The 21,860-nt window shown below is 61.7% G+C and carries 18 protein-coding genes; 6 read left to right on the top strand and 12 right to left on the bottom strand.

What is annotated here, in order from left to right; translation table 11 throughout:
* Positions 1-139 precede the first annotated feature (139 nt).
* From dxs to PS14A_RS22105, 4 genes are all read right to left on the bottom strand, one after another.
* Complete coding sequence (gene dxs, locus PS14A_RS22120; RefSeq protein ID WP_130912730.1) at positions 140-2,038, bottom strand: 1-deoxy-D-xylulose-5-phosphate synthase; 1,899 nt, start codon at positions 2,036-2,038, stop codon at positions 140-142.
* Positions 2,039-2,129: 91 nt separating this feature from the next.
* Positions 2,130-3,017 carry a (2E,6E)-farnesyl diphosphate synthase gene (gene ispA / locus PS14A_RS22115; protein WP_122705939.1) on the bottom strand — a complete coding sequence of 296 codons (888 nt, stop codon included), beginning with the start codon at positions 3,015-3,017 and terminating at the stop codon, positions 2,130-2,132.
* The gene (locus PS14A_RS22110) at positions 3,014-3,256 is read right to left on the bottom strand and encodes an exodeoxyribonuclease VII small subunit (protein ID WP_016772991.1); all 243 of its coding nucleotides are present in this window, start codon (positions 3,254-3,256) and stop codon (positions 3,014-3,016) included. Before PS14A_RS22110 ends, ispA begins: the two co-directional genes overlap by 4 nt.
* A 105-nt stretch (positions 3,257-3,361) precedes the next feature.
* Positions 3,362-4,495: a Fic family protein gene (locus PS14A_RS22105; protein WP_137215680.1), complete on the bottom strand. Its 1,134-nt coding sequence runs from the start codon at positions 4,493-4,495 to the stop codon at positions 3,362-3,364.
* A gap of 278 nt (positions 4,496-4,773) precedes the next feature.
* Here PS14A_RS22105 and PS14A_RS22100 point away from each other — a divergent pair, with 278 nt between their 5' ends.
* The 6 genes from PS14A_RS22100 to PS14A_RS22075 are packed head-to-tail and all read left to right on the top strand — an operon-like array spanning position 4,774 to position 14,956.
* Positions 4,774-5,565: a DUF2135 domain-containing protein gene (locus PS14A_RS22100; RefSeq protein ID WP_130912727.1), complete on the top strand. Its 792-nt coding sequence runs from the start codon at positions 4,774-4,776 to the stop codon at positions 5,563-5,565.
* Between the two features lie 35 nt (positions 5,566-5,600).
* The gene (locus PS14A_RS22095) at positions 5,601-7,313 is read left to right on the top strand and encodes a DUF2138 domain-containing protein (protein ID WP_212617232.1); all 1,713 of its coding nucleotides are present in this window, start codon (positions 5,601-5,603) and stop codon (positions 7,311-7,313) included.
* Positions 7,298-7,948 (top strand): DUF1175 family protein, encoded by a 651-nt coding sequence (locus PS14A_RS22090; protein ID WP_212617260.1) that lies wholly within the window; start codon positions 7,298-7,300, stop codon positions 7,946-7,948. Before PS14A_RS22095 ends, PS14A_RS22090 begins: the two co-directional genes overlap by 16 nt.
* Positions 7,945-12,519, top strand: a complete 4,575-nt coding sequence (locus PS14A_RS22085; RefSeq protein WP_212617231.1) for an alpha-2-macroglobulin — start codon at positions 7,945-7,947, stop codon at positions 12,517-12,519. The genes PS14A_RS22090 and PS14A_RS22085 overlap by 4 nt, the downstream gene beginning before the upstream one ends.
* Before the next feature lies 1 nt (position 12,520).
* A complete protein-coding gene (locus PS14A_RS22080; RefSeq protein ID WP_212617230.1) occupies positions 12,521-14,140 on the top strand; it encodes a DUF2300 domain-containing protein in 1,620 nt (539 codons plus the stop codon).
* 3 nt (positions 14,141-14,143) lie between these two features.
* Complete coding sequence (locus PS14A_RS22075; protein WP_212617229.1) at positions 14,144-14,956, top strand: DUF2135 domain-containing protein; 813 nt, start codon at positions 14,144-14,146, stop codon at positions 14,954-14,956.
* Positions 14,957-15,018: 62 nt separating this feature from the next.
* Here PS14A_RS22075 and PS14A_RS22070 read toward each other — a convergent pair whose 3' ends face one another.
* The 8 genes from PS14A_RS22070 to PS14A_RS22035 all read right to left on the bottom strand — a co-directional run bounded on the left by PS14A_RS22070 (position 15,019) and on the right by PS14A_RS22035 (position 21,842).
* Entirely contained in the window at positions 15,019-15,189 is a 171-nt protein-coding gene (locus PS14A_RS22070; RefSeq protein ID WP_212617228.1) for a hypothetical protein, read from the bottom strand.
* A gap of 418 nt (positions 15,190-15,607) precedes the next feature.
* Positions 15,608-16,354, bottom strand: coding sequence for a S24 family peptidase (locus PS14A_RS22065; RefSeq protein ID WP_038860948.1), 747 nt, complete (start codon positions 16,352-16,354; stop codon positions 15,608-15,610).
* Positions 16,355-16,674: 320 nt separating this feature from the next.
* Positions 16,675-17,202, bottom strand: a complete 528-nt coding sequence (ppa, locus tag PS14A_RS22060; RefSeq protein ID WP_003205933.1) for an inorganic diphosphatase — start codon at positions 17,200-17,202, stop codon at positions 16,675-16,677.
* Between the two features lie 112 nt (positions 17,203-17,314).
* Positions 17,315-18,127, bottom strand: a complete 813-nt coding sequence (locus PS14A_RS22055; protein WP_212617227.1) for a zinc-dependent peptidase — start codon at positions 18,125-18,127, stop codon at positions 17,315-17,317.
* A 4-nt stretch (positions 18,128-18,131) separates the two neighbouring features.
* Positions 18,132-18,782, bottom strand: coding sequence for a DedA family protein (locus PS14A_RS22050; RefSeq protein WP_016773001.1), 651 nt, complete (start codon positions 18,780-18,782; stop codon positions 18,132-18,134).
* A gap of 258 nt (positions 18,783-19,040) precedes the next feature.
* Positions 19,041-19,502, bottom strand: a complete 462-nt coding sequence (locus tag PS14A_RS22045) for a GNAT family N-acetyltransferase (RefSeq protein ID WP_016773002.1) — start codon at positions 19,500-19,502, stop codon at positions 19,041-19,043.
* Positions 19,503-19,617: 115 nt separating this feature from the next.
* On the bottom strand, positions 19,618-20,442 hold the full coding sequence (gene eutC, locus PS14A_RS22040) for an ethanolamine ammonia-lyase subunit EutC (protein ID WP_212617226.1): 825 nt from the start codon (positions 20,440-20,442) through the stop codon (positions 19,618-19,620).
* Between the two features lie 5 nt (positions 20,443-20,447).
* Entirely contained in the window at positions 20,448-21,842 is a 1,395-nt protein-coding gene (locus PS14A_RS22035; protein ID WP_212617225.1) for an ethanolamine ammonia-lyase subunit EutB, read from the bottom strand.
* Positions 21,843-21,860 lie beyond the last annotated feature (18 nt).

Genomic DNA, 21,860 nt, shown 5'->3' with positions numbered 1-21,860 from the left:
GACAGTCCAACGGGAGTTTCAGGTGTACACAAATCAAATGTGGGAGCGAGCCTGCTCGCGAAGGCGGTGTATCAGTCAGTTCGTCTTTGACTGACAGTCCGCTTTCGCGAGCAGGCTCGCTCCCACAAGGGTATTGCGTTTATTGGTCGAGCAATGCCAGCCGCTGGCGAATCGACGCTTCGATCCCGGCCTCATCCAGCCCGCACTCGGCAAGCATCTGCGCCGGTTTCGCATGCTCGACGTAAATGTCCGGCAAGCCCAGATGCAGCATCGACTTGAGGATGTTTTCGCGGGCGAGGAATTCGCTGACCGCGCCGCCGGCGCCGCCCATGATCGCGTTCTCTTCGATGGTCACCAGCAACTCGTGGTTGCCGGCGATCTCGCGCACCAATGCTTCATCCAGTGGTTTGACGAAACGCATGTCGACCACGGTGGCGTCGAGTTTCTCGGCGACTTTCAAGGCTTCGCTCAGTTGCACGCCGAACACCAGCATGGCGACCTTGCTGCCCTGACGACGGACGATGCCCTTGCCGATTTCGATCGCTTCGAGATCTTTTTCGATGACTGCATTCGGGCCGCTGCCACGCGGGTAACGCACTGCCGCCGGGCCGTTGTAGAGGTGGCCGGTGGTGAGCATCTTGCGCAATTCGTTTTCATCGCTCGGGGTCATGATGACCATGCCCGGGATGCAGCGCAGGTACGACAGGTCGTAGCTGCCAGCATGGGTCGGGCCGTCTTCGCCGACCAGACCGGCACGGTCGATGGCGAACAGCACGTCGAGGTTCTGCACCGCGACATCGTGCACCAATTGGTCGTAACCGCGTTGCAGGAATGTCGAGTAGATCGCCACCACCGGTTTCGCACCTTCGCAGGCCATGCCGGCGGCGAACGTGACCGCGTGCTGCTCGGCAATCGCCACGTCGAAATAACGCTCGGGGAAGCGCTCGCTGAACGCCACCAGATCCGAGCCTTCCTTCATCGCTGGGGTGATCCCGACCAGACGCGCGTCAGCCGCCGCCATATCGCACAGCCATTCACCGAATACCGCCGAATACTTCGGCCCGCTGGCGGCTTTTGGCGCGGCGGCCGGGGCGTCCAGTGGTTCGAGTTTGGTGATGGCGTGGTAACCGATCGGGTCGACTTCCGCCGGGGCGAAGCCTTTGCCTTTCTTGGTGACGATGTGCAGGAATTGCGGGCCTTTGAGATCGCGCATGTTGCGCAGCGTCGCGATCAATGTCGGCAAGTCATGGCCGTCGATCGGGCCGATGTAGTTCCAGCCCAGCTCTTCGAAGAGGGTGCCGGGGACCAGCATGCCCTTGGCATATTCTTCGGTGCGACGGGCGATTTCCCAGGCGCCGGGCAGGCGCGATAGAACTTTCTTGCTGCCCTCGCGCATGCTCGCGTAGGTGCGGCTGGACAGGATCTTCGCCAGATAATTCGACAACCCGCCGACGTTGCGCGAGATCGACATATCGTTGTCGTTGAGGATCACCAGCATGTTGGCGTTGACTTCCGGCGCATGGTTGAGCGCCTCGAAAGCCATGCCGGCGGTCAGCGCGCCGTCGCCGATCACGGCGATAGCCTTGCGATCGCTGTCCTGCAGACGGGCGGCAATGGCCATGCCCAGCGCAGCGCTGATCGAGGTGCTGGAGTGGCCGACGCCAAAGGTGTCGTACTCGCTCTCGGAGCGGCGCGGGAACGCGGCAATGCCGTCCTTCTGACGCAGGCTGGCCATGCGCTCGCGGCGACCGGTGAGGATCTTGTGCGGATACGCCTGATGCCCGACGTCCCACAGCAGACGGTCGTCCGGGGTGTCGAAGACGTAATGCAGCGCGATGGTCAGCTCGATCACGCCCAGGCCGGCACCGAAATGCCCACCGGTCTGGCCGACCGTGTAGAGCAATTCCAGGCGCAACTCATCGGCCAGGGTTTCCAGCTCGGCTTCGCCTAACCGGCGCAGGCCGTCCGGCGTGTTCGCGCGGTCGAGCAGGGGCGTGGTCGGGCGCTTGCGGGGAATCTCATGAAACGTCGTGGGCATCAGGCGAATCGTTATAGGTATAAAAGATGCGGCAGTTTACCTGATGCATCGCCCCCTGCCCACGCGTTGGTCTTTTTTGGCCGATACGCCGTCAGTTGCGTCGCTCGACGATATACCGCGCCAGCTCGCGCAACGGCTCGGCTGCCGCGTCAAACGGTCGCAGCGCCTGCAGGGCCTGATCGCGCAGTTCCAGAGCGTAGGCCTTGGCCGCGTCGAGGCCGAGCAGGGCCGGGTAGGTCGGCTTGTCGCGGGCAATGTCGGCGCCCTGGCGTTTGCCGAGGGTGGCGGTATCGCTTTCCACGTCGAGGATGTCGTCCTGCACCTGAAAGGCCAGACCAATGGCCTGTGCATAAGTCTGCAACGCCTGAAGCTGATCCGGCTGAGCGCGGCCGCTGGCCAGGGCGCCGAGCCTGACGCTGACTTCAATCAGCGCACCGGTCTTGTGCCGGTGCATCTGTTCGAGGGCTTGTTGATCGAGCTTGAGGCCGACCGAACCCAGATCGATGGCCTGACCACCGACCATGCCCGCCGGACCGGCTGCATGGGCCAGCGCCGTGACCATCTGCAGACGGATGTCGCTGCTGCAATCGCTCAGGCGCGGGTCGAGCAGGGCGCTGAAGGCCAGGCTCTGCAAACCGTCACCGGCGAGGATCGCGCAGGCTTCGTCGAATTTCTTGTGAGTGGTCGGCTGGCCGCGACGCAGATCGTCGTCGTCCATGGCCGGCAAATCGTCATGCACCAGCGAGTAGGCGTGGATCAGTTCGACCGCACACGCCGCGCCGCTGGCCTGTTCGGCCTGGCCACCGAGGGCCTCGCACGCGGCGTAAGCCAGCAACGGGCGCACGCGTTTGCCGCCGTTCATCACGCTGTAGCGCATTGCTTCGTAGAGCCGCGCCAGTTCCGGCAGCGGCGCATTGAACAGCGTCTCCAGCGCCGCGTTGACCCGGGCCTGACTGCTCGCCGAATACGCCGCGATCATTCTGGCTCATCCGCGTCGAAGGGTTCCTCGGCGAGCTCGCCATCGCGCTCCAGCAGCACCTGCACTTTCTGCTCGGCCTGGGCCAGCGCCGCCTGGCAGTCACGGGTCAGGCCGATGCCCTGCTCGAAAGCGGTCAGCGAGTCTTCCAGCGACAACTCACCGTTCTCCAGACGCTCGACCAGTGTTTGCAGGTCGGCGAGGGATTGTTCGAAATCCAGTGCAGCTTTTTTGCGGGCCATGGCGGCAATTTCCGGTAGACGTTAAACCGGCGCGACACTAGCAGATAGGGGGGGTATGGGCAAATGAGCGGGCCGTCGCCAAGCCTCTCCATAACGGTCGGCGAGTCAATCCGGATAGTTGATTTTGTAACGCGTACTGCGTCCGCCGCCCGGCAGGCGTTGCAGGCAGCCCTTGTCCAGCAACTCCGCCAGATGCCGCGTCGCGGTGGCTTTGGAAACTTTCGCAACCGCTTGATATTGCCCTGCGCTGAGGCCCTGTTCGAAACCGCGCTCACCGCCATCGAGCAAGCGCTTGAGCACTTTGATCTGCTCCGCTGAAAGGTCGGACTCGCGGTGCGTCTGCCAGAAGCGGGTTTTGCCCAAGACCGAATCTATCCGGGTGATGGCTTGCTGCAGGCTGCGCAGCAAGGTCTGCAAAAACCAGGTCAGCCATTCGGTGATATCGAGCGTGGCCTTTTGGCTCGACTCCAGAATCCGGTAATAACCGGCGCGATCCTCGAGAATGCTTGCGGACATCGCGTAGAAGCGGATCGCCTGCGCTTCGCCTTGAGCCAGTGCCAGATCGGTGATAGTGCGGGTCAGACGACCGTTGCCGTCATCGAAAGGGTGCAGAGTGACAAACCAGAAATGCGCGATGCCAGCGCGTAACAGCGGATCCAGCGAAACCTGATTGCGGCTGGCTTCGAACCAGCTCAAAAAACGCTCAATTTGCTGTTCCAGCCCTTGGCGCGGTGGCGCCTCAAAGTGAACCGTTGGTTGGTCGAGTCGTCCGGACACCACCTGCATCGGTTCGTCGCCGCGCAAGGTACCGACGAGTATTGGCCGCGCGCTGAACATCGCTTCCTCGGCGGGGAAAAGCCAGCTGTGCCATTCCAGCAATCGGGCCAGAGTCAGCGGCTCGTCGAAGCCATGGGTGGCATCGAGCATCAATTGCGCCAAGCCCTCGCTACGCTGGCTGACGCTATCGCGATCAGTCCATTCCAGTCCCAGGCGCCGGGCCAGAGAGGAACGCACGGAGCCGACATTCAGTTGCTCACCTTCGATGGCGGAGGAGGTGACGATGTTCTGAAGCAACGCATCGAGCTCGCTCTGTGCGCTCATCGAATCGCCCACTGAGCCGGCCATTCCCAAGAGTCGGCCCTGCGTCTGCACGCACTCACGCAGCAGCGGGGCGAGGCGCTCGGCTTGCCAATTGAAGTCGGGCCAATCCGGTTGTTGCCAGATCCAGTGCGCGGTCATTGATCACCTGTCGAAGAAGCGTGAGCTGAATAACAAAGCTATTCGGCTCATTTGGTGAGCCGAATATGCCGGCTATTCGGCTCACCGTCTACCAGGGCGGCGCAATTCCTACAGCCATCACACATGTATCCGATTGTTAAAAAACTGCCGAATCGCTACTCTTCGCCGCTTCTACGGCTCCGACAGTTGCGGGGCATTCAGACGAAACGCAGTTCACCGCTGTGAAGTACCGAGGATCGGGTGCAAGGTTTCGTTCAAGGCATGGCAGGAGGCGTCACATGCGTTCATTTCTTTTGCTGCTGATCGGCCTCGCCTGCGCACCTGCGCTGTGGGCCGCGCCGACTGCGCAGGTGTCCGAGCCGGTCGGCGGCTGGCGTTATCACGGCTTGCTCGATCGCTCGGAAAATCCGCAGGTCGCCTACCCGACGCCGCCGATCGATCGCGGCATTCAGCGCAATCGCACGATGATCCAGGGCCAGCTCAAAGCCCTCGGCCACATGCGTCCGCCGCACAGCCTCGCCGTCAACGGCAATCCATTGAATCTGTACACCGACGACGATGGGCGTTTCGCCCGGCCTTACGCCTTCGGCGCCGGTTCCAACAGCGTTGAAGTGATCAGCGCCGAAGGGCAGTCGCTCAAGCGCGTGCAATTTTATGAAGCAAATAATCTGCGCACGCCGGCGAAGATTCGTCTTGTCTTGGGATGGGACGACCCGAAAGCCGAGCTGGATCTGCATATTGTCACCCCCGACGGTCAGCATGCCTTTTGGGCAAGGCCGGCGTTGAGCAATGGCGGCGGCCTCGACCCGGATGGCGTCGACGGCCCCGGCCCGGAAATGTTCACCATGACCGCGCCGCTGCACGGCACGTATCTGGTCTACGTCAACTATTGGGGCAACTACGGCGATGGTGGCTATAACTTCGAGGAAGCCAGCAATCAGAACGAGGTGATCACCTCGCAGATCACCCTGGTGCTCAACGAAAACACCGTCGACGAAAAACGCGAAACCTTCATCGTGCCCCTGCGGGCGATCGGTGATCTGCTGCTGGTCAAGACTTTCAACTATTAAGCATCCCGCCACGGATGAACTCGGATGTTGTGAACATGAGCGATAACACTGTGACTCCAGCTGCCGCGACACCGGCGGCCAAACCTTCGCGGCGCTGGCCGCTGGTCGTGCTCGGCCTGTGCCTGGTGGCCGGTGTGGCGGGCGGTTTCGGCTGGCTGCTGCTCAAGCCCAAAGCGCCGCCGGCGACACTTGCCAGTGACAAGCTCGGCCTCGGCCGTCCAGACGCCTTGCTCGAAACCCGTTCACTGAGCCAGTTGCCCAAGGATCTGCTGACGGTGCCGTTCCTCAAGGCCACGCTTACCGAGGATTTCGTCTTCTATTACGAAACCCACGCCGACCGCCTCGGCCTGATCGGCAGCCTCCGGCGGATCATCTACGAGCATGACCTCAAATTACAGGACAGCCTGATCGAACAGCTTTTCGATCAACCGGCCGATGTGGCGCTGTGGCGTGGTGCGGATGGCCGCTTGAAGGATTTCCTGCTGGTGATGGATCGCGGCGGGTTGGCCAAGCTGCTCGAGCCGTTGGCGAAAGTGGCGCTGGATGACACCCAGCTCAGCATCTTCGGCACTCTCAAAGTCGGCGGCGACGACGTGCCGCTGTATCAACTCAGCTACAACGCCAGCAAATCACTGCTGTTCGCGTCGCGCGGCGACAAACTGGTGGTGCTGTCCAATCCAGCCAAGTACTACGACCCCGAGAGCGGCGTCTCGGAAGAGTCGGGCCGCGTTTCCGCGCAAGCGCTGGCGGCGTTGCTCAACGGTGAAAAACTCTTCCCCGAAGCGTTCGGCTTGCCGGCGAAAAGCCCGGAAACCAAGCAGCGTCTGTCGGTCAATTCCAGCGTGCTCGCCATGGGCTATCAGCGCTTCATCCCGAATTTCGCCGGACTGCGTTTCGACATGGACGACAAGGGCTGGCACAGCTATCTGGCCATGGATGAGCTGGAAAACCAGCCGGACTTCGATTTCAAACCGGTCTGGCAGGCGATGCCGTTGGGGGCGAGCGCTTGCGTGACCCTGCCGGTGGCGGCCGAACCGCAGAAGCCGATATTGATCAAGCTCGGTGCCGATGAAGCTGTTGCGCAAACGCTGACCGAACACGTCGCTGGCGCGGCCGGCCTGTGCTGGTACGCCGATTCGCGGTTGTACACACCGCTGCTGGTCGCCAGCCTCAAAGACGAGGACAGCAGCAAGCTTGACGGTGATCTGGGCAAATTGTTCGGCTCGATGGTCGGCGCGTTCGAAGCCAATGTCGCCGAAAGCGTATTCCCGGTGATCGACAAGCAGGAAGGCCAGAGCCACGTCTGGCAGCGTCAGGTCAGTTCGAGTTTCGGGCCGTACGCGGCGAAGACCGCTGAAAACCCGGAGGCGATTTCCGGCAAGGCGTTCATGAAAGTCAGCCTTGCCCGTCACGGCTCGACGCTGCTGTTTTCCCTCGACGACAAACTCGTCGACAAAGCCCTCGGCACCCTCGACAAACGCTTCCCGCCGATGGCCGACGTTTTGCCAAAAGACGTACTGATGCCGATCTACTTCGGCCCGGACGCGATGGCGCAACTGATGCAGCGCGAAACCCTCGACAGCCTGCCGCAGGACATGGAGCCGGTGTTTTATAACGCTGCGCAAACCTACCTGATGCCGAAACTGCGCACCCTTGGCGGTTACGGCAAATATGCCCTGACCCTGCCCGAAGGCAGTGAGCCGGATGGCCACTGGCAATGGCTGCCGCTGGAATGGAAAGCGCTGTGAGCGCACTGATCCGCAGCCTCGGCCTGCTCGCGCTGTTGCTCAGCGCAGGCGCCCGCGCGGTTGAAGCGCCGGCGCTCGGCCCGGCGCAATCCCAGGTGTTTCGCGCCTGGTTTGTGCGTATTGCTCAAGAGCAATTGAGCCAGGGCCCGAGCCCGCGCTGGTATCAGCAGGACTGCGCCGGGCTGGTGCGCTTTTCCGCCAACGAAGCGCTGAAAGTCCACGACGACAAATGGCTGCGCAGCAATGGTCTGTCCAATCGCTATCTGCCGCCGGAACTGACGCTGAGCGACGAGCAACGCAAGCTCGCGCAACAGTGGCAGCAGGGCGGCGGCAAGGTCGGGCCGTACGTCAACGCGATCAAACTTATTCAGTTCAACAGCCATCTGGTCGGCCGCGATGTGTCGCAGGCGCGGCCCGGTGACCTGATGTTTTTCGATCAGGGCGACGACCAGCACCTGATGATCTGGATGGGCCGCTACATCGCCTATCACACCGGCACCACCACCCCCACAGACAACGGCATGCGTTCGGCAAGCCTGCAGCAACTCATGACATGGAAGGACACCCGATGGATACCCGACGCAGCCAACCCCAACTTCATCGGCGTCTATCGACTGAACTTTCTCTCCCAATGACCGGTGCCCGCATGTTGCGTATCTGTTCGCGAATTTCCTTGCTGTTGGCGTTGTTGCTGCCGTTTTCCTGCGTCAACGCCGAAGACTCGGTGGAGCCGAGCAATTACACGCCGGTGGCCGGTGAGAGTTTCTTCCTGCTCGCCGACAGCAGTTTTGCCAGCGACGAGCAGGCGATGGTCCGCCTTGAAGCACCGGGTCGTGACTACCGGCGCTTTCGTATGGAGCCGTACGGCGGCGCCGACATTCGCGTATATCGCATCGACAAGCCGCTGGATTTCCTCAAGCGCCAGAAGAACCTGCATCGCGTCGTCAGCGACGGCCAGTTCAAGGGCGAAGGTCTGTCCAACACTCTCGCCTATCTGTGGGACAACTGGTATCGCAAATCCCGGCGGGTGATGCAGCGTGCGTTCTCCTACGAGTCGCGCAAGCAGGTCACAGAAGAAGTGCCGGAGCTGAAAATGGGCGAGGCCATGGTGGCGCCGACGCCGTACGACGCGCAGCCGCAATTCGCGCTGATCCCGGGTCTGCCGGTGGTCAGCCAGTTCCGTTATCCACTGTGGCAGGCCAAGCCGATCCAGCCACCGACCGGGGTCAATCTGGCCGGCTCGTCCAGTGACTTCGTCAGCGTCGCGCCGGGCAACGTTTACATCCCGTTGGGTAACCTGAAGCCGGGGCTGTATCTGGTTGAAGCGCTGATCGGCAAGTACCGCGCGACCACCATGGTTTTCGTCTCCAACACCGTCGCAGTGAGCAAGATTGCCGGTGATGAACTGCTGGTCTGGGCCGCGCGCAAGCACAAAGGCAGTTCGGTGCCGAAGGTCAATGTGCTGTGGACCGATGGCCTCGGCGTGATGAGCAGCGGTGCTACCGATGCCGACGGTTTGCTGCGCCTGAAACACGTCAGCCCGGAGCGCTCGTTCGTCATCGGCGAGGACGAAGAGGGCGGCGTGTTCGTCTCGGAAAACTTCTATTACGACAGCGAAATCTACGACACCAAACTTTACGCCTTCACCGACCGGCCGCTGTATCGTCCGGGCGATTGGGTGTCGTTGAAAATCGTCGGTCGCGAGTTCAAGAATGCCCGTGATTCGGTGCTGCCGGGCGCGGCGGATGTCAGTGTCAGCGTGCTTGATGCCACGGGGACCGAACTGCAAACCCTCGATCTGAAGCTTGATTCGAAAGCAGGTACTCAGGGCCGTTTCCAGTTGCCGGATAACGCCGTGGCCGGTGGTTACGAGATCCGTTTCAACTACAAGGAGCAGGCCTACAGCAGCGCCTTTCGTGTGGCTGAGTACATCAAGCCGCACTTCGAGATCTCGCTGAATCTGGCCAAGCAGGATTACCGCACCGGTGAGCCGGTGAAAGGCAGTCTGGTGTTGCTCTACCCGGACGGCAAACCGGTGGCCAACGCCAAATTGAGCCTGAGCCTGCGCGCCCAGCAATTGTCGATGGTCGACAACGAGCTGCAATACCTCGGGCAATTCCCGGTGGAGCTGACCAGCACCGAACTGACCACCGACAGCAAGGGCAACGCGACCCTCGACCTGCCAGCCGCCGACAAGCCAAGCCGCTACATGCTCACCGTGTTTGCCAGCGACGGCGCTGCGTATCGGGTCAAGACCACCAAGGAAATCCTCATCGACCGTGGCGCGGCGAGTTTCCGCTTGAGCGCGCCGCAGCGTTTCAGCGCGGTCGGTGACAAGGTTGCCTTCAGCTACGCCAATGAGGCTGGCACCGAACAGAGCAAAGCTGTAACGCCGAGCAGCTACGCCTGGGTGCGCCTGGAAGATCAGAGCACCGGCGAAGGCAAACTCGCCGCAACGGACAAAGGCTTCAGCCTCGCCTTCGAACGTCCGGGCACGTACAACCTGACGCTGAAGGATCAACACGGTCGCGTCCTCGGCGCCACCGGCCATTCGGTCACCGGCGACGGCGTGAAAGCGGTGCCGGGTACCGTGGAAATCGTCCTCGACAAGCCCGAGTACAAGGCGGGCGAAGAAGCGCTGGCGCTGATCACCTTCCCTGAGCCGGTCAGCGATGCACTGCTGTCGCTGGAGCGCGACAAGGTCGAGGCCACTGCGCTGCTGGCCAAGGGCGCTGACTGGTTGAAGCTGGAAAAACTCAGCGACACCCAATACCGCGCGCGCATTGCGGTGAAGGATAACTTCGCGCCGAACCTGACCTTCTCCGTGCTCTACACCAAGGGCGGTCAGTACAGCTTCCAGAACGCCGGGATCAAAGTGGTCGCGCCGCAAATCGACGTGGCGATCAGCACCGACAAAGCGGTGTATCTGCCGGGCGATACGGTCACGGTCGACCTGACCACTCAGTTCGCCGGTAAAGCGGTTCCGGCGCATCTGACGGTCAGCGTGGTCGACGAAATGGTCTACGCGCTGCAACCGGAAGTCGCGCCGAGCATCGACCAGTTCTTCTATCATCCGCGGCGCAACAACGTGCGCACCAGTGCCAGCCTGTCATTCATCAGCTACGACGTGGCATTGCCGGGCAGCCCCGGCGCACCGGGCAAGGCCAATCGCAGCGAGCGCGGCGTGAAAGTGCTTGAGCGTCCGCGCCGTGAAGACGTCGACACCGCTGCGTGGCAGCCGGAGTTGTTGACCGGCGCCGACGGCAAAACCCGTTTCACCTTCAAGATGCCGGACTCGCTGACCCGCTGGCGCATCACCGCGCGGGCGATTGCCGATGACGGTCAGGTCGGGCAGAAGAAGCAGTTTGTCCGTTCGGAAAAACCGCTATACCTGAAGTGGAGCGGGCCGAGCAGATTCCGCAAGGGCGATCAGCCGCAACTGGGCGTGTTTGCGTTCAGTCAGGCGGAGAAACCGGTCAAGGCTGAACTGGTGACTCACTATGCCGGTAACGAACAACGTCTGCCGGTGACTTTGAACAGCGGCATCAATTACCTGCCACTGCCGGCGTTCGCTTTGGCCTCTGGCGAGTGGACGGCGGAGCTGGTGCAGGATGGCAAAGTCGCCGATGCTCTGGCTGTGCGCTTGAGTGCCACCGGTGAAGGCTGGCAGGTCACCCAGACACAAAGCCTCGAAGTGGTCAGCGGCGATACACCCTTGAGTTTGCCGGCGGATGCCACGGATATTCGCCTGCGTCTGGATGACAGTCCGCAAGCGCTGTTCCGTTCCGCCCTCGATGATCTCCTGAGCTACCCGTACGGCGGCATCGAGCAGACCGCCAGTCGCTTGCTGCCGTTGAGCATCGCCTATCCATCGCTGGCTTCAAACCCGCAGATTCGCGATCGCTTGCGCCTGATCATGCAGAACAGCCGCCTGCGTCTGGTGCAAATGGCCGGGCCGTCGGCGAGCTTCACCTGGTGGGGCTACGACGGCGAGCCGGATGCATTTCTCACCGCCTATGCCTATTACGCCGACTGGAATGCCAGCCGCGTACTCGACCTGACCCTGCCGCCGGAGCACTGGCAGCGGGTGCTGGAGGTTTATGCCAAGCAAGCGCCGAATACGCCATTGCTGCAACGGGCGCTGATTCTGTCGTTCGCCAAACAGATGGAATTGCCAGTGAACACGCTGCTCAGCGGTCTGATCGACGATCTGGCCAAGGCCGGTGAAGGCGCTGCCGAAACCTTGCTCGACGACGGCCAGGACAGTCTGGTGATGAACGACCCGGATTCGGCGCTCGGTCTGGCGGCGGCGCGGGTACTCACTGCATCGTTGGCCTCGCAGGCGAAAGTTGCTTTGCCGGATGCGTTCAATCGGCAACTGGGCGCAGCGCAACAACGTCTGGCGACCAGTTCGCAGCCCTTTGTCGAAGCGCTGAATCTGTCGCTGCAACCGTTTGATCCGGCCCGTGCGACGGCGTTGTTGCAACGCCTGTTGCCGCAGCAATCGACGCTGGAACGTGCGCTGGCGCTGACCTGGCTGCAACGCAGCATCGCTCAGGCCTCGCCGACCATCGCGCTGATGCCGGGTGAAGGCTGGAAGAAAAACTACGGGGCCAGCGGCGAGATGTACTGGACATGGCAAGGCGCGGCGCCGCTGCCGAGCGTGCTGAGCGTGTCCGGCACGCAAGAGCGGCCGCTGCGTGCAGCACTGAGCTTCCAGACGCAACAGCCGCAGGTCGATCCGATGGGCGTGACCATCACCCGGCGCCTGTCGCGTTTGGTGCCGGGCGACGAAGCGTTCACCTTCAAACTCGAGCCGGTCGGCACTAAGCCGCTGTCCAGCGACAGCCTGTACCTGGACGAGGTGATCCTCACCAGCAAGGCACCGAAACCGCTGCGCTACGGCATGCTTGAAGTGCCGCTGCCACCGGGCGCGGATGTCGAGCGCACGACGTGGGGCATCAAGTTGCAGGGCAAGGACGGCACCGAACCGACCGCGCTGGAGAAGGCGCGTTTCGAACCGGGCCAACTGGCTTACGCGGTGCCGGTCGACGCGCTGAGTGGCGAGTTGCGCCTGCGTCATCTGGTGCGCTTCTCGCAGAAGGGCCAGTTCAACCTGCCGCCGGTACGCTTCAAGCAAGTGTATGCACCGCAGCATCAGGCCCAGGAGGCGAAAGCCGCCCTCGGTCAGGTCACGGTCAACTGACATGCGCCGGCCGCTGTTGTGGCTGCTGATGGGTGTGATGCCTGCGCTGGCGACAGCGCAGGACGAGCCGTTGCGCGTGGCCTATCAGGGCGAGTTGTTGTCGTTGAGTCAGACGCAACTGATCAAGCGCGAACCGTTGCCAGCGTCGCTGGATGCGCCGCTGGGCAGTCTGTGGAAGTTGTTCGTCTACGCGTGGCTGGTGGATACCGGTGCCCGGGAACCGGCTTATGAATGTCGCGGGCAGTCCAGAGAAGAAGTTTATTGCTGCTCGGCGGGCGGCAAGATCGAGCGGGATCAGGCACTGGTAAAGTCCTGCGGTCTGTATTTCGAACCGGCGCGGTTGGGCATTGCAGCGACGGATTGGCGAGCGTATTGGCAGGCGCGGCAAGCGCCGACGTGGTTGCTGGATTTGCCAGCTGTGCAACCGGCAACAAGGGTTTCGGTTGCCGAGTTATTGAGCGTTCTGGCGTTGCTGCCAGCGCAGGAACAGATGCGCCGCGTGCTGCTCGATGTCGTACTGAACGCGGCGGACGGCAATGTCGCCGGCGAGTTGGGCGGACGCCTGCGGGTGAAAACCTGGAGCTGGCTCGGCGACCAGGATGCACAATCGCGGCAAGGTGGATTCGCCGGCTGGAGCGCCGACGGCGCGCCGATCTGGGCGGGTGGACGCGGTACCAGTCAAATGGTTCTGCGTCATTACGCTCAGGCGCTGGCCAGCGTGTTGCCGACGGCGTGGCCAGCGGACACGGGGCGTTGTGTGGAAGTCGGGCTGTTTTCGAAATACCCGGTTTCGAAGGTTCTGGTCGGGGATCGTGTCGCTACGTCCGGGCCATTGCGCGGCGACTACCGCGTCGAATTCGCCAACGGCAATGCGCTGGACATCCACAGCGATGGCGAACTGTTTCTGCTCAACGACAAACTCGTCGCAAGGCTTGATCGCGAAGAATATGTCGCCCGCGTCCTTGAGCGCGAAGCCAAACCGCAACCCGCCGAAGCCGCCAGGGCGCTGGCCGTAGCGATCCGCACTTATCTGCTGCAAAACGCCACGCGCAACGGCGATTGCCTGAGCATCGACGACAGCAGCAATCGCCAGCGCGTCGCCCCGCGTCCAGCCTCGGCCGAATCACGCAACATCACGGCGTGGACGGCGGATCTGGTACTGGCCGGCAGCACCGTCACCTATCACTCCGACCAGCCCGGCCCGGACAAACTCGCCTGGCAGCAAGCCGTCGAGCAAGCGAACGCTGGGCAGCGCTACGACGCGATTCTGCTGCACGCCTATCCACGCGCCAGCCTCAGCCGTTGGGACAACCCGGTCGCCTCCTGCGAAGCATTGCCCGCCGCGCAAGACTGGCTGCAGAAGCAGCGGCGCGGCTGGCGTCCGAGGCTTGAAAGCGAAACCGGCTACAACGAAGTCAGCACTTTCGCCGTATGCAAACTCGCCTTCGGCCGGCCCTTCGTCGACCGTGAGCGTCAGCGCATTTATGTGCGCGGCGTGCTGACCCTGCAGGATCGCCTCGATCTGACCCACGAATATCTGCACCTGGCCTTCGAAGCACACCCCAACGGCCAGGATGAAACCTACATCGAAGGGCTCGCCCGTCACCTTTTGCTGGAATAGACCATGACACTCCGTTATCCACAGGTCTTGCTGCTGCTCTGTGCCCTCAACGTACTGCCGCAAGCGTTCGCCGCCGATGGCGTCAAACTCGACACCCCGGTCGGCGGCTGGCGCAGCGGCGCACCGCAAGGCGAGGGCGAGAGCTTTCGCCAGACCGTCAACTACCCGGCCTCGTCGGTCAACACACCGCTTGGCCAGGCCAATACCGCCAGAATCAGCGGCCAGATCAAAGCCGTGCCGAAGAACAACGAACCCGGCCGCCTGATCGTCAACGGCGTCAGCATGCCGCTGAAAATCGACCCATCCGGCGGCTTTGATCGCCCGTTCTCCTTCCCCAATGGCAGCAACAGCGTCGAAGTGCGCAGCGCCGACGGCCAGCAACGCCACCGCACGCAATTCCTCAACGCCCGCGGCGGCGCCACCCCGGCCAAACTGCGCGTCCTGCTGGCCTGGGACAGCGACGGCACCGACCTCGACCTGCACCTGATCACCCCCGATGGCGCCCACATCTGGTACGGCAACCGCGTCGCACCCAACGGCGCCGCCCTCGACGTCGACGTCACCACCGGCTACGGCCCGGAAATCGCCGCCATGCCCGCGCCGATCAAGGGGCAGTATCTGGTCTACGTGAATTATTACGGCGGCGGGTATCGCGGGGATGATGGAGGTGGGGACGAAGCGGTGCAGGCGCTGACCACGGCGCAGGTGACGGTGATTACTGAAGAAGGCACGCCGAGCGAGAAGATGGAGACGTTTGTAGTGCCGATGCGGACGGCCGGGGAATTGACGCTGGTGAAGTCGTTCAGTTATCCGTAAGGGGCATTTGTCCAACAAGTTGTTGGACAAATTCTGCAATTGTAGCTGGGCGTTCAAACAGCTTACAGATCAGCCAGACTGACCTGCATTCGCTGAGGAGCGGCGAGGCGCTCGTGAACGATGGCGGCAAGTTCGTCATCTTCTTCACTGGCCAACTTATCTTCGGCAGGCGGCTCGCCTCGTTCGGCGGCGCGCTCCAGCGCTTCCTCAATGGGGCATGAGATTCTGGGCATTATGTTCCCTGCGATTTTTGGCGGGACGGTAACCAGTGCATTGGGCGCTATACAAGCGGGAAATGCGGTTTCAGCAATGGATATGGTTTGTTGCAGGCATTAAAAAGCCGGCTTGTGGCCGGCTTCTCGGGGACTGGCTTGGTTTATTTTTGGTAAACCGCGCCAGCCTTCAAAACGTACATCCGGATCTGCGTCCGGCTGTGGGACTTGGTCAGACGTTGGTCTGCCGCGTCGGGCGTCATCCGAGCCGCTGGGCGGGTCGATGCGCGAATGTGGGGCGCAGGATACTGAGTTTTGCTCTGGATTCCCAGCCTCGAGTGCGGTTTAGAGCGACTGAAGCAGTACAAATCCTGGATTTGTACTGGTTATCAGGGCCCTCTTCGCGAGCAGGCTCGCTCCCACAGGTTCAAGTGAAATGTCATAGAAACGGCACCACCGGCCGGCGCTTGCCCAGTGTCGACCACCAGAACACCCAGCCAAGAATGTGAATCCGCTGCTCTTCGATCTGCGCCGGCCGGAAGACCTCGTCGGGGTATTCGGCGCTGTTGTGGCTGCGCATGCGCAGGCCGTTGCCGGGCATGCGGTGCAGGTATTTGATGCGCAGCATGCCGTCGTGCTCTACGGCGTAGATTTCGCCGTCGACGACCTGGGTCAGGCCGCGGTCGATGGCGACGATGGAGCCGTCTTCGATGCGATCGGCCATGCTGTTGCCGATCATGTGCGCGCAGATGGCGTTGGCGTGCTGGATGTCGAGTTGATCGAGGTGGGCGCGGGGCAGGCGCAGGGATTGGTCGGGGTCGAGGATGACGTGGGTTTTGCCGTCGCCGTTGGCGATCGGGGTTTCCTTGAAAAATGCCAAGTCAATGTCGCTGGGGTTGATGACGGTGTAGACGCCGTAGATGGACTGGGCATCGAACGTGTCGCCGTTGCTGGCGGGTGGGTGCAGGCGCGCGACCTCCTTGACGCCTTCCCCGGTTTTCAGCCATTCACTATTGACCGACAACAGGCGTGAGACTTCTTCCATGCGATACGCCGGGACGCCCCGGGTGTACCAGTTATGAACGTTTTGGGCTTCCGTGCCCCAGAACCTTGCGAAATCCGTGGTGCTGATGTTCGCTGCTTCCAGGAGTGCCTTGAATCGTGGACCGCTAGTGTTCTTTCTCATAAACACGGAGTCTACGGCCGGACTAGAGCGGTTTGAATAAACCGGGCGTTCAAAAAAAGCCTGTATTTTGCGACGGGATGTAAGACGTACTTGTGGGAAATTAAACAGATTAAAACTGCATGTAGGAATTTAAACGGTTTGTTTAGTCGGGCTTTTTCAAGAGCCCCTCACCCCAACCCTCTCCCCGAGGGAGAGGGGGCCGACCAAGGTGTATTTCGAGTTACATCGACCTGAACAACCGAGTCGATTATGCAGACGCCAATAACAAAAAACCCCGGATGTCCGGGGTTTTTTTCAAGCGTCACGCAAAGCGCAATGGCTTAGCCCTTGTAGGCGGCAACCGACTTGGTGATCGCTTCGCGGGCGGCGTCTGCACCGGCCCAGCCTTCGATCTTGACCCACTTGCCCTTCTCGAGATCCTTGTAGTTCGCGAAGAAGTGCTCGATCTGCTGGATCAGCAGGGGCGGCAGGTCGGTGTATTCCTTCACATCGACGTACAGCTGCGACAGCTTGTCGTGTGGCACTGCGATGACTTTGGCATCGCCGCCGCCGTCGTCGGTCATGTTCAGGATGCCGACTGGACGGGCGCGGATTACCGAGCCTGGCGCTACCGGGTAAGGGGTCACGACCAGCACGTCCAGGGGATCACCGTCGTCAGCCAGGGTGTTCGGGATGTAACCGTAGTTGGCCGGGTAGAACATTGGGGTGGCCATGAAACGGTCAACGAACAGGCAATCGCTGTCTTTGTCGATTTCGTATTTGATCGGCGCGTGGTTGGCCGGGATCTCGATCGCGACGTAGATGTCGTTCGGCAGGTCTTTGCCAGCCGGAATCTTGCTGTAGCTCATTGGGCGTTGCCCCCGTAGTTGACCAAAAACACTTGGCCGGATTGACCAAAAAGTGGCGGCGATTATAGGCACATTCCTACGCCGACGCCACGTACCAGAAGTCGTGCAGAGCTTAGTCGTGCGCCTGATAGACCGGGTCTGTGGCCTGAAGTTGCCGCAGTCTGCCCAACGGATCCTGCCGGTAGAAAAGCTGCAGTTGCAAGTAGACCTGTGGATAAGCCTCATGCAGCAGATCCGGGGCGCTGAAGAAGTATTCGCTGGTGACGGCGAAGAACTCCGCCGGGTTCTCGGCGGCATAGGGATCGATGGCAGTTTCGGTATCGGGATCGTGGTCGAGCTGGCGGTTGAGGTCGTCGTAGGCGGCCTGCATCACTTCAGCCCAGTCGCTGACGCGCATGTCGGCATGCAGCGGTGGCAGGCCGTTGGCGTCGCCGTTGAGCATATCGAGCTTGTGCGCCAGTTCGTGGATCACCAGGTTGTAGCCTTCCCAGCCACCGCTGGCCTGTACGCCGGGCCAGGCGAGAATCACCGGCCCCTGCTGCCAGGCTTCGCCGCTGTGTTCGCCGTCCCACTCATGCTCGACGCCGCTGGCATCGCGATGACGTTGCGGGCTGAGGAAGTCATCCGGGTACAGCACGATCTCGTGGAAACCCTGGTACCAGTTCAGATCACCGAGATGCAGCAGCGGCAACTGTGCTTGGGCGGCGAGCAGCAGGCGTTGCTCCTGATGCAGTTCGACGCCGGGCAGGGCGGTCAGGTGTTTGTCGTCGAGAAACAGCACGCAGGCTTCACGCAACCACTGGTCTTCAGCAGCGCTGATGCCATCGAGGAAGGAGAGTTGGTGGCGCACCCGTTGCCACAGGTCGTCGGCAATCGGGTGCCTGGCCAGGAGGCGCCGGCGTCGCCAGGCGCTCAGTGACCACATCGGATCAGTGCGATTGCACTTTGGTGCCGCCGAACCGGCTGCGCACCACGCCGATGATCATCGGCACCAGCGACAGCAGGATGATTGCCACCACCAGCAGCGAAAGGTTTTTCTTGATGAACGGCACGTTGCCGAAGAAGTAACCCAGAGTGACCAGGCCGCCGACCCAGAGGATGGTGCCGAGCACGCTGAAACCGAAGAAACGCGGGTACGGCATCCGCGCGACGCCCGCGACGAACGGCGCGAAGGTGCGGATGATCGGAAGGAAACGCGCCATGGTCACGGTCTTGCCGCCATGCTTGTCGTAGAAGTCGTGGGTTTTTTGCAAGTAGTCGCGACGGAAGATTTTCGAGTTCGGGTTGCTGAACAGCTTCTCCCCGGCGGTGCGTCCGATCACGTAGTTGGTACTGTCGCCCATGATCGCCGCCAGCATCAGCAGGCCACCGAGCAGCACCGGATCCATGCCGCCACCTGCGGCCACCGCGCCGGCGATGAACAGCAGCGAGTCTCCCGGCAGGAACGGCATCACCACCAGACCGGTTTCACAGAAAATCACCAGAAACAGGATGGCGTAGATCCATGGCCCATAGTTGTTCACCAGCAAATCGAGGTACACGTCGAGATGCAGGATAAGGTCGAGCGGGTTGAAATCCATGGGGGCACCTGTATGACGGCCCGACTCGGCAGGCCTGTGCGGATGACTTCGTGTAAGCCTACAGCGGGGTGTAGTTTTTCTTACAAGCCGGAAAGAACGGGATTATACGGTCTGACCGCTGAAAAGCGCGCCGGTTTTGTAGCGGGGAGTGTCGTGGTGTGAACAATTGTCAGCCCTCAAAAGATCGCAGCCTTCGCAGCTTCTACAATTGGAACGCGTTCCGCTGTAGGAGCTGCCGAAGGCTGCGATCTTTTGGGTTCAGAGCTCGTCGCTGATCGGCAGTACGTAGTTCTTGAACTCGGTGTCTTCCTTGAAACCGATCGATTCGTAGGTTTTCTGCGCCACTTCGTTGTTTGCGCTGGTCGATACGCGCATGCGCACGGCCTGGGTTTCCTTGGCCATTTTCTTCGCAGTGCGGATCAGGTTGTCGGCGACCAGTTGCCGGCGCGCATCTTCGGCAACGTAGATATCGTTGAGAATCCACACGCGTTTGAGCGACAGCGACGAAAAGCTCGGATAGAGCTGGCAGAAGCCCATGAGTTTCTTGTCATCATCGTCGGCCAGGGCCAGATAGATCACTGACTCTTTGCGGCGCAGGCGTTTTTCGAGGAACGCGCGGGAGGAATCCGGGTAAGGCAGGGAGCCGTAGAACTCGCGATATTTGACGAACAAAGGAGTCAGCAAATCCAGATGTTCGAGGGTCGCTTGAATAATCCGCATGATAGGTCTCGTCTTCAAGTGGCTGTCTTCAACTGCTCTGACGGCGATGGGAAACCCGGGCGGCCGTGCGTCGATCCTGCCTGAAAGCAGCGCAGAAAGGCAATGCGGAAACGGTTCAGGCTGGCGGTGGATCGAGCAGGAAGTTGCCTTTCATGTCGACAGCGTCGTCCGCCTCCAATGTGTGCAACTGAGCTTCATCCTTCAGATTGACCCCCGACAGCTGCCGCCGACACGCCTCGCGCATCAGATACAGCAAGCGATGCGCCGCCATGCCGTAGCTCAAACCTTCAAGCCGGACATTGGAAATGCAATTGCGATAGGCGTCGGTGAGGCCGACCTTTGGCGCGTAGGTGAAATACAGCCCGAGGCTGTCCGGCGAACTCAGGCCCGGGCGCTCGCCGATCAGCATCACCACCATTTTCGCCCCGAGCAACTGGCCGATTTCGTCTCCGATGGCCACTCGGCCCTGTTCCACCAGCACCACCGGTGCCACGGACCAGCCGTCGCCGCTCATCTGTTCTTCCAGGCGTGTCAGGAACGGCAGCGTGTGGCGATGCACCGCCAGCGCCGACAGGCCATCCGCGACGACAAGCACCAGATCGACCCCGCCCGGATGTTGGCTGGCGTAGTCGCGCAAGGTCTGCGCCGATTCATCGCTGAGCTTGCGCCCCAGATCCGGGCGTTGCAGATAGGTGTGTCGATCCGGCGCGGCGCTTTGCAGCGCCAGGGTTTCCCGCCCGCGCTCGCTCAGTTGTGCGCTGATTTCGCTGTGATCGAAGGCCAGGTGCACGGCATCGCGGGCCTGGGCGTGGGCAAACTGAAAATCCAGCTGCGCCCGCGTCGGCAGGCTGGTGCCGGTGCGGCCCAGGGCAATGCGCGCCGGGGTCAGGCGGCGCAGTTCCAGCCATGGATTTTGCGGATCGACCGGAGGTTTTTCCATAAGACTCATCCCAAGTGCGCCAAGGCCTGGCGGAAGGCCGGCGGCAGATTGTTGCCGAAGCGAACCTTGCCGTCCGCCTGGGTGAAGATGCCCATGTTGGCCAGCCATTGCTCGAACTCCGGCGCCGGTTTCAGGCCCAGGGTCTGGCGGGCGTACAAGGCGTCGTGAAACGAAGTGGTCTGGTAATTGAGCATGATGTCGTCCGAGCCGGGGATGCCCATGATGAAGTTGATCCCGGCGACGCCGAGCAACGTCAGCAGGGTATCCATGTCGTCCTGGTCGGCTTCGGCGTGGTTGGTGTAGCAGATGTCGCAGCCCATCGGCACACCGAGCAGCTTGCCGCAGAAGTGATCTTCAAGGCCGGCGCGGATGATCTGCTTGCCGTTGTAGAGGTACTCCGGGCCGATAAATCCTACGACGGTGTTCACCAGGAACGGCTTGAAATGTCGCGCCACGGCGTAGGCCCTTGTCTCGCAAGTCTGTTGATCGACGCCGTGGTGGGCGTTGGCCGACAGCGCGCTGCCCTGACCGGTTTCGAAATACATCAGGTTCTGCCCGAGGGTGCCGCGCTTGAGACTGAGCCCGGCGTCGTAGCCTTCCTGCAACACGCTGAGGTTGATGCCGAAACTGGCATTGGCGGCCTCGGTACCGGCAATCGACTGGAACACCAGATCCAGCGGCACGCCACGGTTGATCGCCTCGATCGAAGTGGTGACGTGGGTCAGCACGCAGGCCTGGGTCGGGATGTCGTAGCGCTGGATGATCGCGTCGAGCATCTCCAGCATCGCGCAGATCGAAGCGATGCTGTCGGTGGCCGGGTTGACCCCGATCATTGCGTCGCCGTTGCCGTAGAGCAGGCCGTCGAGAATGCTCGCGGCGATGCCGGACGGCTCGTCGGTCGGGTGGTTGGGTTGCAGGCGGGTCGACAGGCGCCCGCGTAAACCGAGGGTGCCGCGAAATTGGGTGACCACGCGGATTTTCTGCGCGACCAGCACCAGATCCTGCACGCGCATGATCTTCGACACGGCGGCGACCATTTCCGGGGTCAAACCGGGGGCGAGGGCGCGCAGGCTGGTTTCGTCCGCCGCATCACTGAGCAGCCAGTCGCGAAAGCCGCCGACGGTGAGGTGGCTGACCACGGCGAAGGCTTGTTTGTCGTGGGTGTCGATGATCAGCCGGGTGACTTCGTCGGCTTCGTAGGGGATCAGCGCTTCCTGCAGGAAGTGTGTGAGCGGGATGTCCGCCAGGGCCATTTGCGCGGCCACTCGTTCGCCGTCGTTGAGCGCGGCGATCTCGGCGAGAAAATCCCCCGAGCGGGCGGGGCTGGCCTTGGCCATGACGTCTTTGAGGCTGTCGAAGCGGTAAGTCTGCGCGCCGACCGTGTGAGCAAAACTGGCCATTCAGCGTTCTCCGTGACG

The sequence above is a fragment of the Pseudomonas sp. 14A genome, from assembly GCF_018132745.1.
GTDB lineage: Bacteria > Pseudomonadota > Gammaproteobacteria > Pseudomonadales > Pseudomonadaceae > Aquipseudomonas > Aquipseudomonas mercuritolerans.
The sequence above is the reverse complement of the archived record's forward strand: the minus strand, read 5'-3'. Positions and strand labels throughout refer to the sequence as shown.

What these genes read in the sequence shown, in the direction of transcription:
- PS14A_RS22075 (WP_212617229.1), top strand. Translation starts at nt 14,144, where the DNA reads ATGACACTCCGTTATCCACAGGTCTTGCTGCTGCTCTGTGCCCTCAAC.
- PS14A_RS22085 (WP_212617231.1), top strand. Translation starts at nt 7,945, where the DNA reads ATGACCGGTGCCCGCATGTTGCGTATCTGTTCGCGAATTTCCTTGCTG.
- PS14A_RS22050 (WP_016773001.1), bottom strand. Translation starts at nt 18,782, where the DNA reads ATGGATTTCAACCCGCTCGACCTTATCCTGCATCTCGACGTGTACCTC.
- PS14A_RS22105 (WP_137215680.1), bottom strand. Translation starts at nt 4,495, where the DNA reads ATGACCGCGCACTGGATCTGGCAACAACCGGATTGGCCCGACTTCAAT.
- PS14A_RS22095 (WP_212617232.1), top strand. Translation starts at nt 5,601, where the DNA reads ATGAGCGATAACACTGTGACTCCAGCTGCCGCGACACCGGCGGCCAAA.
- PS14A_RS22065 (WP_038860948.1), bottom strand. Translation starts at nt 16,354, where the DNA reads ATGAGAAAGAACACTAGCGGTCCACGATTCAAGGCACTCCTGGAAGCA.
- PS14A_RS22045 (WP_016773002.1), bottom strand. Translation starts at nt 19,502, where the DNA reads ATGCGGATTATTCAAGCGACCCTCGAACATCTGGATTTGCTGACTCCT.
- PS14A_RS22110 (WP_016772991.1), bottom strand. Translation starts at nt 3,256, where the DNA reads ATGGCCCGCAAAAAAGCTGCACTGGATTTCGAACAATCCCTCGCCGAC.
- ispA (WP_122705939.1), bottom strand. Translation starts at nt 3,017, where the DNA reads ATGATCGCGGCGTATTCGGCGAGCAGTCAGGCCCGGGTCAACGCGGCG.
- PS14A_RS22055 (WP_212617227.1), bottom strand. Translation starts at nt 18,127, where the DNA reads ATGTGGTCACTGAGCGCCTGGCGACGCCGGCGCCTCCTGGCCAGGCAC.
- PS14A_RS22070 (WP_212617228.1), bottom strand. Translation starts at nt 15,189, where the DNA reads ATGCCCAGAATCTCATGCCCCATTGAGGAAGCGCTGGAGCGCGCCGCC.
- ppa (WP_003205933.1), bottom strand. Translation starts at nt 17,202, where the DNA reads ATGAGCTACAGCAAGATTCCGGCTGGCAAAGACCTGCCGAACGACATC.
- dxs (WP_130912730.1), bottom strand. Translation starts at nt 2,038, where the DNA reads ATGCCCACGACGTTTCATGAGATTCCCCGCAAGCGCCCGACCACGCCC.
- PS14A_RS22035 (WP_212617225.1), bottom strand. Translation starts at nt 21,842, where the DNA reads ATGGCCAGTTTTGCTCACACGGTCGGCGCGCAGACTTACCGCTTCGAC.
- PS14A_RS22100 (WP_130912727.1), top strand. Translation starts at nt 4,774, where the DNA reads ATGCGTTCATTTCTTTTGCTGCTGATCGGCCTCGCCTGCGCACCTGCG.
- eutC (WP_212617226.1), bottom strand. Translation starts at nt 20,442, where the DNA reads ATGGAAAAACCTCCGGTCGATCCGCAAAATCCATGGCTGGAACTGCGC.
- PS14A_RS22080 (WP_212617230.1), top strand. Translation starts at nt 12,521, where the DNA reads ATGCGCCGGCCGCTGTTGTGGCTGCTGATGGGTGTGATGCCTGCGCTG.
- PS14A_RS22090 (WP_212617260.1), top strand. Translation starts at nt 7,298, where the DNA reads ATGGAAAGCGCTGTGAGCGCACTGATCCGCAGCCTCGGCCTGCTCGCG.